The organism is Roseibium sp. RP-7 (assembly GCF_053005225.1).
Genome location: NZ_JBRKQA010000003.1, coordinates 447,206 through 459,699, shown reverse-complemented (window position 1 = coordinate 459,699; position 12,494 = coordinate 447,206). Strand labels below are relative to the sequence as shown.

General features: G+C 62.0%; 5 protein-coding genes. 3 read left to right on the top strand and 2 right to left on the bottom strand.

All coding sequences use genetic code 11. The features are described 5' to 3' along the window. Positions 1-36: 36 nt before the first annotated feature. From ACVDG9_RS24960 to ACVDG9_RS24950, 3 genes are all read left to right on the top strand, one after another. Entirely contained in the window at positions 37-1,713 is a 1,677-nt protein-coding gene (locus tag ACVDG9_RS24960; RefSeq protein ID WP_447239365.1) for a heparinase II/III family protein, read from the top strand. Positions 1,714-1,788: 75 nt separating this feature from the next. Next, positions 1,789-3,405 (top strand): bifunctional phosphoribosylaminoimidazolecarboxamide formyltransferase/IMP cyclohydrolase, encoded by a 1,617-nt coding sequence (gene purH, locus ACVDG9_RS24955; protein ID WP_447239267.1) that lies wholly within the window; start codon positions 1,789-1,791, stop codon positions 3,403-3,405. A gap of 229 nt (positions 3,406-3,634) precedes the next feature. Beyond that, on the top strand, positions 3,635-5,746 hold the full coding sequence (locus ACVDG9_RS24950) for a methyl-accepting chemotaxis protein (protein ID WP_447239266.1): 2,112 nt from the start codon (positions 3,635-3,637) through the stop codon (positions 5,744-5,746). Between the two features lie 96 nt (positions 5,747-5,842). Here ACVDG9_RS24950 and ACVDG9_RS24945 read toward each other — a convergent pair whose 3' ends face one another. Both ACVDG9_RS24945 and ACVDG9_RS24940 read right to left on the bottom strand, forming a co-directional pair. Then, positions 5,843-7,213 (bottom strand): MFS transporter, encoded by a 1,371-nt coding sequence (locus tag ACVDG9_RS24945; protein ID WP_077291407.1) that lies wholly within the window; start codon positions 7,211-7,213, stop codon positions 5,843-5,845. Between the two features lie 427 nt (positions 7,214-7,640). Further along, a complete protein-coding gene (locus ACVDG9_RS24940) occupies positions 7,641-12,452 on the bottom strand; it encodes an NAD-glutamate dehydrogenase (protein ID WP_075284645.1) in 4,812 nt (1,603 codons plus the stop codon). Between the last annotated feature and the right edge of the window lie 42 nt (positions 12,453-12,494).

Below are 12,494 nucleotides of genomic sequence, written 5' to 3'. Positions count from 1 at the left end.
GTGGCCCTGCATATTTGGCAACGCTCCTTGAAATGGATGCATGGCGGGCCTTTGTTCCGCATGCAGCCGTTTTCGGCTGTGCCTGCGCGCCTGCTCATCGCGCCGCAGGATCTGCGCACTGCCGACGCGACCAATGCTGCCGATATCTATGGCGGCCGGTTCCTGTTCTCCGGCCATCTGGTGGAGACGCAAGGCAGATCTCCGTTCGAGCTTCAGGCCGTTCACGAAGACTGGCAGCGTGAGCTTCACAGCTTCGGCTGGATGCGGGACCTTCGCGCCGCCGACAGCCAGATTTCCCGGCAAAATGCCCGGGCACTGGTGGAGGACTGGATCAAGTTTTGCGGTCGTTGGCACGACATCGGCTGGGAAGCGTCGGTCGTGACCCGCCGCATTCTGTCCTGGCTGGCGCATTCTCCCTTCATTCTTCAGGACGGCGATCACGAATTCTATCGCAGTTTCGTGCGGTCACTGGCCCGCCAGGTGCGTTACCTGCGCCAGACCATCAATGAAACGGAAGACGGCGTCGAGCGCCTGCATGCCGCCCTCGCCATGGCATCCGCCTGTATTTCCATGGCCGGACAGGGCCGCTTTGCACGCCAGAGCATCCGGCGTCTCGATCAGGAGCTGACACGCCAGATCCTGCCCGATGGCGGCCATATCTCGCGCAATCCGAAAGCGCTGATCGACATTCTCGCGGACCTGCTGCCGGTTCGCCAGGCCTTCGTAGCGCAAGGGCTGGAGGTTCCACCGGCGATGGTGCAGTCGGTGGACCGGATGATGCCACTGCTGCGCTTCTTCCGTCATGGCGACGGGGCCCTTGCCCATTTCAACGGCATGGGCTCGACGCCGAGCGATCTTGTCGCCACCATCCTTGCCTATGACGATGCACGGGGCGCCCCACCGCAGAATGCGCCGCATTCGGGCTATCAGCGCTTAACCGGTGGCAATTCCGTTGTCCTGATCGACACCGGCCCTGCCCCGGCCATCGGCGTTTCCGGCGACGCTCATGCAGGCTGTCTTTCGTTCGAATTCTCCTCCGGCAACAACCGGATCGTGGTCAATTGCGGCGTCTCGCCCAAGTCCAATCCGGCCTGGCGCCGGGTCAGCCGCTCGACGCCTGCCCATTCCACGGCGGTGATCGAGGATACGTCCTCCTGCCGGTTCCTGTCGAACCGGCCGTTCGGGCACATTCTGGGCGCACCCATCCTGTCCGGTCCGGTCAGGGTGCCGGTTGAACGGGAAGACGATGTGGCCGGCAGCCGGATCACGGCCTCCCATGATGGTTATGCCAGCGAGTTCCATGTCCTGCATGAGCGTGACATTCGCCTTGCAGGCGACGGCACGGTCCTGGATGGCATCGACACGTTTTCGGCAATCGGTCCTGTGGACAGCGAAAACCGCTACGCAATCCGCTTTCACCTGCATCCGGGCCTGCGCAGCTCGCTCATCCGCGGCGGATCAGCGGTGCTCCTGGTGTGCAGGGACGGCGAAGCCTGGGAATTCGAAGCGCCCGGGACCGAGGTCATGCTGGAAGAAAGCATCTATCTTTCGGATGTCTACGGCCACCGCAAGACCGAGCAGATCGTGATCTCCGGTGCCGTGCTCGAGGCCCCCTCCGTAGGGTGGCAGTTCCGCAAGACGGCGACGGCCAAACTCAGCCGGCGCGGCACCAGCGATTTTGACGAGCCGGACGAACTCCCGCTGGAAGAATAGAGACCTTCCGCTTTTGCTGAAGACGTGATAGGGCGACGGCAACTCCCGGACCGTCCCCAATTGCGAGGCAAATTCATGGCCATTGTGTCCAAAGCCGTACCCGTTCCCGAGCTGGTTCCCGTCAAGCGCGCCCTTCTGTCCGTCTTCGACAAGACCGGTCTTGTCGACTTTGCAAAAGCGCTGTCCGAGCGCGGTGTCGAGCTGGTCTCCACCGGCGGTTCCTACAAGGCGCTGAAGGAAGCCGGGCTTGCGGTTCTGGACATTTCGGAAGTCACGGGCTTTCCGGAAATCATGGATGGCCGTGTGAAGACGCTGCATCCGAAGGTGCACGGCGGTCTGCTGTCGATCCGTGATGATGCCGACCACCAGCAGGCGATGAGCGAGCATGACATCGTCGGCATCGATCTCTTTTGCGGCAATCTCTATCCGTTCGAGGACGTTGTCGCCTCCGGCGCCGACTACGCAACCGGCATCGAGAACATCGACATTGGTGGACCGGCGATGACCCGTGCGGCCGCCAAGAACCATGCCTATGTTACCGTGGTCACCGACCCGGCCGACTACGATGCAGTGATTTCCGAGCTTGATGCCAACGGCGGCAAGGCCCCGCTGGCCCTGCGCAAGAAGCTGGCGCAAAAGGCCTTTGCCCGCACGGCTGCCTATGATGCCGCCGTCTCCAACTGGATGGCGGATCAGCTGGACGAAGCAACGCCCGCCCATCGTGCGGTTGGCGGTTCGCTTGCCGAAGTCATGCGCTATGGCGAAAACCCGCATCAGACGGCCGGTTTCTACACCACCGGTGAGCAGCGCCCGGGTGTTGCCACGGCCAGGCAGCTTCAGGGCAAGACCCTGTCCTACAACAACATCAACGACACCGATGCCGCGTTTGAGTTGGTGAGCGAGTTCGATCCGGCCCGCACCAGCGCTGTTGCCATCATCAAGCACGCCAACCCGTGCGGCGTGGCCGAAGGCGCAAGCCTGAAGGAAGCCTACGAGCTGGCCCTGCGCTGCGATCCGGTTTCAGCCTTCGGTGGCATCGTCGCCCTGAACCAGACACTGGATGCCGCTGCGGCCGAGGAAATCGTCAAGATCTTCACGGAAGTGATCATCGCGCCGGATGCGGACGACGCGGCACGCGAAATCATCGCGGCGAAGAAGAACCTGCGCCTGCTGGTCACCGGCGGCCTCGCCGATGCACGCGCCAAGGGCCTCTTCGTCAAGTCCGTTGCCGGCGGTCTCCTGGTCCAGTCACGCGACAACGGTGTGGTCGATGACCTTGACCTCAAGGTCGTTACCAAGCGCGCCCCGAGCGAGCAGGAACTGGCCGATCTGAAATTCGCCTTCCGGGTCGCCAAGCACGTGAAGTCCAATGCCATCGTCTATGCCAAGGACGGTGCGACCGTTGGTGTCGGGGCCGGTCAGATGAGCCGGGTGGATTCCGCACGCATCGCTGCCCGCAAGGCTCTGGACGCGACCGAGGCCGCCGGTCTGTCCGAACCGCTGACGAAGGGATGCGTGGTCGCCTCCGATGCGTTCTTCCCGTTTGCCGACGGTCTTCTGTCGGCCGCCGAAGCCGGAGCAACCGCCGTTATCCAGCCGGGTGGCTCCATGCGCGATGACGACGTGATTGCGGCAGCCGACGAAGCTGGCCTTGCCATGGTCATGACCGGCATGCGTCATTTCCGGCACTGATTTCGGGTATTCGCCGATGAATTGAAGTGCCGGTTTTCATTCGAACCGGCACTTCATCTGAGCTTGTAAAACATTAGCAAGCTAACGATCCAAAATTACTGTCAAAAATGACAGGGGTCATTAAGAAAAACCCTTCCATTGAAGACCTTGTTAACGCCCAACGGGTAGTCTGCAGCAAGCTTTGGCAGGTATTCGCCTGCCGTTTTCTTGCGATTCGCGGAGATTGCCGGTGTTTAGAAGAGCGAAGGTCACAACAAAGCTCATTGGGGCCAGCGCGGCGACCCTGACGGTTGCCCTTGTGGTCGGCATCAGTTTTATCGGGTGGGAAGCGTCCCGCATTACGGGAGATCTTGCTCGGGCCGAAGCCGAGACAGTGGCACGCGAGCAGGCGCAATTCGTCCAGCGCGGCCTGGAAAACGGCCTGAAATCCGCACAGACGCTGGCAAGTTCCCTCGGTGGCATGAAGAAGGCCGGATCGGTCGACCGTGAAGCCTGGAATGCCGTCGTTGAAAACCTGACGCTGACCAACAAGGACCTTTCGGGCACCTGGGGCGTGGTTGCCGGAGACGAGCTCGACGGCAAGGATGCCGAGTTCAAGGGCGACGAGAAATGGGCCGAAGACGGCGAATGGCAGCCCTATTACTTCCGGAAGGCGGATGGAACGCTGGCCTACCGGCCCATCGAGAAGATCGCCGTCGGTGATCTGAGTGCAACCAGCGACCTCTGGTTCAATGGTGCCTATGTGTCCGGCAAGGACTACATGACGGAACCCTACAGCTGGGAAGCCGATGGCAAGACCGTAACCGGTGTGTCGTTCTCCTCGCCGATCCGAGACGGGTCCAAGGTGATTGGTGCTGCCGGTGGCGACATCCTTCTGACTCCGTTGTCCGAAGTGCTTGGCCAGCAACGGCCACTGGACACGGGATCGGTTCACCTCCTGTCGCAGAACGGCGTCTGGATTGCCCACGCCGACCCGGCCGTTCTCGGCAAGCCATGGATGGAAGGCCAGTCCGAAGCCGACCTTGCCGTGCAGGACAAGCTTCTGGCGGCGGTCAAGAACGGCGAGCCATTTGCCTATGACGGATATTCCAACACGCTCGGCACGGAAGTGCACCGCATCGTCATGCCGGTGCATGTGACCGGTACCGATGCCAAGCTTGCCGTGGTGGTCAACGTGCCGCTGGCGACCCTCAATGCGGCTTCGTCTTCGATCACGACCATGATCGTCGGCGTGGGTGTCGTGTTGCTCATCGTCGTGGCTCTTTCCATCTATCTTGTCGGTAACACGATTGTTCGCCGTCCGCTGGAGCGCGCCGTGCGCAGCATCCAGGCGCTCATCGATCGCCGTTACGACGAGCCGATCCACGATACCGACCGCCAGGACGAAATCGGCGAGATCAGCAAGGCGCTGGAAGTCTTCCGCGACAAGGCCCGGCAGGCCGAGGCACTGGCCGCCGAGCAGGAAGAAGCGCAGCGTCAGCAGCTGGCGCGCGCAGGCCGGATCAGCGAGCTGTCGCAGGATTTCGACCGCCAGATCTCAGAGCTGACCCAGACGGTGATGCACCAGGTGCAGGACCTCAACGCGGCATCGATGACGCTGACGGCGGGAGCCGACGACACCAGCGAGAAGAGCACGGCAGTGGCTGCCGCTTCCGAGGAAGCGTCGTCGAACGTGGAAACGGTTGCGTCCGCGGCTGAAGAACTGATGGCATCGGTCGGTGAAATTTCCCGCCAGATGACCCAGTCCACCGAGATTGCCTCCCACGCCGTGGAACAGGCTCAATCGACGAACCGGAAGATCGAGGGGCTCGCGGAAGCTGCCAACCGGATCAGCGAAGTGGTCAAGCTGATCACCGACATTGCCGAACAGACCAACCTGCTGGCGCTGAACGCCACCATCGAGGCGGCACGTGCCGGCGAAGCGGGCAAGGGCTTTGCCGTTGTTGCCGCCGAGGTGAAGGAGCTGGCCAACCAGACCGCCAAGGCGACCGAGGAAATCTCCCTGCAGATCCAGTCGGTGCAGACGGAAACCGCCGGATCGGTCGACGCCATCAAGGGCATTTCCGAAACCATCGAAAAGATGAACGAGATCTCCTCGTCCATCCAGGCTTCGGTCGAACAGCAGGGCCTTGCCACCGACGAGATCGCCCGCAACATCCAGGAAGCCTCCAACGGCACCCAGGAAGTGGCGCAGAACATCGTCAAGGTGGCAGCCTCTGCCGACGACACCGGCAATGCCGCCCGCCAGGTCTCGGCCTCCGCCAACGTCCTGCAGACTGAAGCCGACCGGCTCAAGCAGGAAGTCGAAGGTTTCCTTGCCAGCGTCCGTCAGGTCGCCTGAGGCGAGACTGGCAACATCTGAACATGAAGCGCGCCGGATTTTCCGGCGCGTTTTTGTTTGGGCAATGCCCGCACCGTTTCCTGGCAAAAGCGTCTGTTAGCGCTCCCGCACCCGCAACAACAACAGGAGGCCAACTCCGAAAAAGACCAGGATGACGGACATGCCGGCGGGTTGGCTGGCAGTCAGGGCGGTTACCACGCCGACGGTAAGCGGGGCCAGGAAGCTGGTGACCTTTCCGGAGAGCGCCAGAAGGCCGAAATACTGGGTCACGTGCTGCGGCGGGGCTATGCGGACCAGAAGACTGCGGCAGGAGGCCTGCAACGGGCCGGACACCGCGCCGATGACACCGCCGAGTGCAATGAACACCTGTTCCGGCAGCGATGCGAAGAGGGCACCCTCGGGGGCAGCGGCGGTCTTGATGACAAAGAACACCGTTGTCCGGTCGATGGAAATCATGCCGAGGCCGCAGATCATCAGAACGATGAGCGAGAAGACAATCACCGGCTTGGCCCCGAAACGATCATCCATCGGCCCGCCCAGCAACAAGCCCAGTGTTCCGGTGATGGTCAGGATGATGCCGAAAGTACCGATCTCGATGGATCCCCAGCCAAGCTGGCCGGCGGCATAAATTCCGCCGAACGCGAAGAGGGCGACAAGACCATCCTTGAAGATCATGTTGGAGAGGAGAAACAGAAAGATATTCCTGTTGGTGCGTGCCTGGGCCAGGCTCATGCGCAAGTTTGCAAGGCCGGCGCGGATGGCCGGACCGATCTTTGCCTGGTGCGGCACGTCCGGCACGAAGAGGAACATCGGCAACACGAAAACGAGATACCAGAGCGCGGAGAACGGCCCGACGGCGCGATCGCCTTCCTGTGTCGCCGCATCAAGACCCAGAACCGGCTCGAAGCCCAGCAGGGTCTTGCCTGACTCGGGGCTGGCGGCGAAAAATCCGAGGGCGATCACCAGCGTGACCAGTCCACTGGCGTAGCCGAGTGCCCAGCCGAAACTGGACAGGCGTCCGATGCGTTCCGGCGGCACCAGCGAAGGCATCATGGCGTTGTTGAAGACGGTCGCGATTTCGATGGACAGCGTGCCGATGGCAAAGGCGATGAGCGCGATGGCGATGCCGTTCGGGCTTCCCGGAGCGGCGTACCAGAAGGCCCAGCAACAGATGACAAACGGCAACGAGAAGAGAAGGATCCAGCGTTTTCGCCGGCCTGTTGCGTCCGCGATCGAGCCCAGTACCGGTGCTGCAAAGGCAATGCACAGTCCGGCGGCCGCAGTTGCGTATCCCCAAAGCGATTGGCCTTCGGCCGGGGTCGCGGCCAGTGTCGAGGCAAAGTAAGGCGCAAAGACGAATGTTGTGATCAGCGTGAAAAAGGGCTGTGCCGCCCAGTCGAACAGCGCCCAGGAGAGAACGGCGCGCCTGTCGGTAGATTGCAACGGGATGTCTGAAACGGTTGTCATGGAAAAGGGCAACTCGCTGCCTGGGGGATCAAGACCGGGACGAGCCCAACTCATTCATGCATATCGCTTCCCGCTCCTGAAGCCCACAGGTGTTTGCGAATATCCGGTGTCTGTTGCAGGAGAGAGTTTCGGTTGGCGTATGCGGCCCATCCTTCGAGACGCCACTTGCGCGGCTCCTCAGGATGAGGGTGTGGGAAGGTGGGCCTCTCACCAGCCTGGCAACACATATCACCTCATCCCGGACGCAGCGCAGCGAAGATCCGGGATCGGTGAGCCAAAGACCATCTTGGGAAGGTACGCTTTGCCTTGGGTGCAGCTGGCTCTCCATTCCCCGCTCGCGCATAGTGTTGCCTGGGCGACGGCAATACCGCTGAAAAGCCACGGCCGGCAGCGGAACTGCCGGCCCCATAACGCGATTTCCGCCCGGTTACGCGGTGCCGCAGATTTCCGCGAGCAGGCTTGCCGCTACGGAGAATTTCGACACGCTGAGACCGCCGTCGAGGATTTCGGAAACAGAGCGTTTGCGCCGGCCCACTTCCGCCTCGTGTTCCTCCAGCCAGCTTGTAAAACCGCCGGCGCGAACCGCCGCGATGGCCAGGGCGCGCTGCGCGGAGACCAGCATGGCCCGTGCCCGGTCGAGTGCGAGGCCGTCGTAGTAGTCCCGGACGTCGAGATCGTTGGCGAGCTCGAGCATCGCACCGAGCTGGAAGTGGTGAGCAACTTCGAAATAGGCCCTTGCAGCCGTATCCAGATCTGCCCCGGTTTCTTCCGACACGATGACGATATCGGGAATGGCCCGCTCGGCCGGCAGCCAGGCGATCCGTCGGGCGAGACTTTCCGGAACACCCTGCTCCACGAAGGCTGCGGTGCGCTCCGCCAGGACCGCGGCGGGTTCTTCCGGCAAGACCGCTTCCAGGCGGTCGCGCAGTGCGGCGATACCTGCACGGAACCGCTCGACAACGGCAAACAGGCCCTTGTCAAAGGACACGTTGCGCTTGAACCAGACGACCCGTTCCAGAAGCAGCGACTGGATTTCCGAATAGAGCTCCAGCTGCAGAGCGCCGTCGATCTTCGTGTCGAGCTGGTCGATCTCCGTGTTGAGATCGGTCAGGTCGTAGCTGTTGCGCACGGCAACGAAGCCCTGAGCGATTTCGGTCGCGGTTGCGTCGGTCTGGTCACGCAGACGGGTGATGAAGGTCGCCCCGCCCCGGTTGATCATCGAGTTGGCCAGCATCGTGGCGATGATTTCACGCCGCAGGCGGTGGCCGCTGATCTCGTCCTTGTAGGTGTCGGCCATCTGGTCCGGGAAATAGCGGAACAGTTCGCGCGCCAGATAATCGTCGTCCGGAACCGAGCTTTCCAGCAGCGCGTCGTAAAGCGTGATCTTGGCATAGGCCAGCAGCACGCCCAGTTCGGCGCGGGTCAGCAGCAGCCCGGCCTTGCGCATCTCGTCGAGTGTTGCCTCGTCCGGCAGCTGTTCAACCACCCGGTCCAGAAGGCCTGCCTGTTCCAGCTGGCGCATCATGCGCACCTGGTAGCCGAAGTCTTCCATGCCGCGCAGTTCGGTCATGGAGATGGCCAGGGTCTGCAGGTAGTTGTTCCGTAACACGAGTTCGGCGACCTCGTCGGTCATTTCAGCCAGAAGTTCGTTGCGCTGCTCGATGGTCAGCTTGCCGGATTTCACCGCGGCGCCGAGGGCGATCTTGATGTTGACCTCCATGTCCGAGGAGTTCACCCCGGCGGAATTGTCGATCGCATCGGAGTTGCAGCGCCCACCCTTCTTGTTGAACTCGATACGGGCGAGCTGGGTCAGGCCGAGGTTGGCACCTTCGCCGATCACCTTAGCGCCGATTTCCGATGCGGTGATGCGGATCGGGTCATTGGCGCGATCGCCCACATCGGCGTCCGTCTCGGACTTGGCGCGAATATAAGTGCCGATACCGCCGAACCACAGCAGGTCGACTTCCATCTTCAGGATGGCGGTCATCACTTCCTGCGGCGTTGCACTTCCCTTGTTCAGGTTGAGCAGGGACTGCATTTCCGGTGAAAGCGGAATGGACTTCAGCTGGCGCGAGAAGATGCCGCCACCCTTGGAAATCAGGTCGGTGTTGTAGTCCTTCCAGGACGAGCGGCCGAGGTCGAACATCCGCTTGCGCTCTTCCCAGGTCTTTGCCGGGTCCGGATCCGGATCGATGAAGATGTCGCGGTGATCGAAGGCCGCGATCAGTCTGGTTGCCTTCGACAGCAACATGCCGTTGCCGAAGACGTCGCCGGACATGTCGCCGACACCGGCCGCCGTGAAGGGCTGGGTCTGGATATCCCGGTTCATCTCGCGGAAGTGCCGCTTGACCGCTTCCCAGGCGCCGCGTGCGGTGATGCCCATCTTCTTGTGATCGTAGCCGGCGGACCCGCCGGAGGCGAAAGCGTCGCCCAGCCAGAAGTGCCTTCCTTCCGAAATGCCGTTGGCCGTATCGGAGAAAGTGGCCGTGCCCTTGTCGGCTGCAACCACCAGGTAGGGGTCGTCACCGTCATAGCGCTGCACGCGCTCCGGCGGCAGGATGTTGTCCTCGCCGAGGTTGTCGGTCACGTCCAGAAGGGCGTTGATGAAGATCTTGTAGCTTTCGGTGCCTTCCTTGAACCAGGCATCGCGATCGCTCATCGGCGGCAGGTTCTTGGGCACGAAACCACCCTTGGCACCGACCGGGACGATCACTGCGTTCTTCACCTGCTGTGCCTTCACCAGACCGAGCACTTCGGTGCGGAAGTCCTGCGGCCGGTCAGACCAGCGCAGGCCGCCACGGGCAACCATGCCGAAACGAAGGTGCACGCCTTCCACGCGGGGGCTGTAGACGAAGATTTCCCGGAACGGACGCGGTTGGGGCAGGTCGTCGATCTGGCGGCTGTCGATCTTGAAGGCAAAGGTCGGCTTGGGCTGCCCCTTCTTGTCGAGCTGGTAGAAGTTCGTGCGCAGGATCGATTCAATCGTGTTCTGGAACCGGCGCAGGATGCGGTCGTCGTCAAGGCTGGCGACGTCCTCCAGATCGGCGGTCAGTTCGCTTTCCAGCCGTTCCGTGCCGAGGTCCCGATCCTTTTCGGTGACATCCGGGTTGAAGCGCAGGTGGAACAGTTCCACCAGTTTGGCCGCGATCTTCGGGTAGTTGTTGAGCGTGGACCACATGTAGTCTTCGGAGAAGCGGATGCCGGCCTGGCGCAGGTATCTCGACAGCGCGCGGATCACCGCCACGTCGCGCCAGGCAAGCTCCGCCGTCAGCACCAGGCGGTTATAGCCGTCGTCTTCCGCCAGCCCGGTCCAGACTGCCATGAACATGCTTTCCAGCCGGGGTTGCAGCTGATCGGAAAAGACGATGTCTTCGCCGCTGCGCGATTCCAGCGTCATTTCGTGCAGGTAGGACAAGGGGGCATCGGCCGGCGTGACACGGTAGGTCCGCTCGTTGATCACCCGGAAGCCCATGTTTTCCAGGAGTGGCACGCGCGCGGAAAGCGGGATCGGCGAACCGCGGTGATAGACCTTCAGCGACAGGCGGCTGTCCCTGGTGCCCGCCTGGCGGTGGAACGTGATGGTGGTGTCGTTCTTGTCGGACAGGGTTTCCAGCTTGACGATGTCGAACAGCGCGGACTGGGCGTTGTAGACTTCCTTGTAGCCGCCATGGAACGAAAGCGCGTAACGGTCGGCCAGCTTGCGGGCCTGTGAAGGTGCGAATTCGTCCTTGAGCGCGTCGCGCACACTGTCGGACCAGGTGCGCACCATGTCGGCAACGGCGGCCTCCAGCTCTTCCTGCTGGGGCGTCGGCGTTTCCCCGCGATCGCGGCCGATGATGTAGTGAACCCGCGCAAGCGGACCTTCTGGATAGGTAACGTACCAGGCCGACACGCGACCTTCATAGACCGAGGCCAGATAGGTGCCGACGTTCAGGCGAACTTCGGTGGAATAGCGGTCACGCGGGACGAAGACCAGAATGGAGACATAGCGGTCGAACTTGTCCGGGCGGGACAGCACGCGAATGCGCGGGCGCTCGTCCAGCTGCAGGATGGCGATGGAAAAGTCGAACAGGCGCTCCCGTTCGATCTGGAACAGCTCGTCACGCGGGAAAGCTTCCAGAACGTTGCGGAGGGCGCGACCGGAATGGCTTTCCGACCCGTAGCCGGCGCGGGCCAGAACGCTGGCAACCTTGCGGCGCAGGAACGGGATGGTGCTGGTCGGTTCGGTATAGGCGGTCGAGGCGAACAGGCCGACAATGCGCAGCTCGCCGTTCATGTTGCCTTCGTCGTCATAAAGCTTGGCGCCGACGTAATCCATGTGCACGCGTCGGTGCACGGTGCTCTTCACGTTGGCCTTGGCGATGATCAGCGGTTCGGGTTTCTTCAGGAACTCGCGAATTTCCGGCGTGATCTGCACGAACTCCGTGCCGCGGCGGAGAACGCGCACGTCCGGGTCGGACAAGAGGCCGAGACCCGTACCCTCATGGGGGGAAAGCTCGCCCTCCTCGACGCCGCCTTCGAACATGTATTCGCGCATGCCGAGGAAAATGAAGTTGTCGTTCTCCATCCACTCCAGGAAGTGGATTGCCTCCCACAACTCATCACTGCTGCCGGGAATTTGCGTGGTCTTGTAGGTGTCGATGGCCTCCGCCAGGCGTTCCTGCATCGGCTTGAAGTCCGACACGACGGCGCGGACATCGGACAGAACCTTGTCGAGCCGTGCCTTGAGGGCCGCGCGGGCTTCGGGCGAATCAATCCGTGTCACGTGGATATGGATGAGGCTTTCCTGCCGGTCGGTCCGCTTCGGTGGTTTCTTGCGGGCCGTGGCGCTTGTCAGTTTGCCGTTGTCATCCCGTTCCACGATGAAGATCGGGTGCAGGACCAGATGCACTTCGATCTTGCTTTCCTGCAGCTCGTCCATGACGGAATCGACCAGGAAGGGCATGTTGTCGTTGACGATCTCGATAATCGAGACGCCCTTGACCTTGCTGCCCTGGGCCTTGAACGCCGGATCGGCGATGCTGACACGATGCGTGCCGAGTTCGTGGTTCTGGAAATCCTGCCAGGCGTCCCGGGCAAAGCCGGTCAGCTCTTCCGCGGTGTAGGCCACGAGGTCTTCCGCTGCGCCCCGGTCATAAAAGGCGCGGGAAAACTCGGCGAGAGCCGGATCTTCCTGATTCAAGGTTGCTTGGACCGCGTCGATGAGTTTGAGTTTCTCGACGTCGTGTTTGTCCGGCATTTTCCATCCCCTTAGGCGATCGTATGGTTTGGCTCTGTCGCT

Excerpts from the sequence above, each read along its gene's own strand:
- ACVDG9_RS24940 (WP_075284645.1), bottom strand. The coding sequence starts at position 12,452 with ATGCCGGACAAACACGACGTCGAGAAACTCAAACTCATCGACGCGGTC.
- purH (WP_447239267.1), top strand. The coding sequence starts at position 1,789 with ATGGCCATTGTGTCCAAAGCCGTACCCGTTCCCGAGCTGGTTCCCGTC.
- ACVDG9_RS24960 (WP_447239365.1), top strand. The coding sequence starts at position 37 with ATGCATGGCGGGCCTTTGTTCCGCATGCAGCCGTTTTCGGCTGTGCCT.
- ACVDG9_RS24945 (WP_077291407.1), bottom strand. The coding sequence starts at position 7,213 with ATGACAACCGTTTCAGACATCCCGTTGCAATCTACCGACAGGCGCGCC.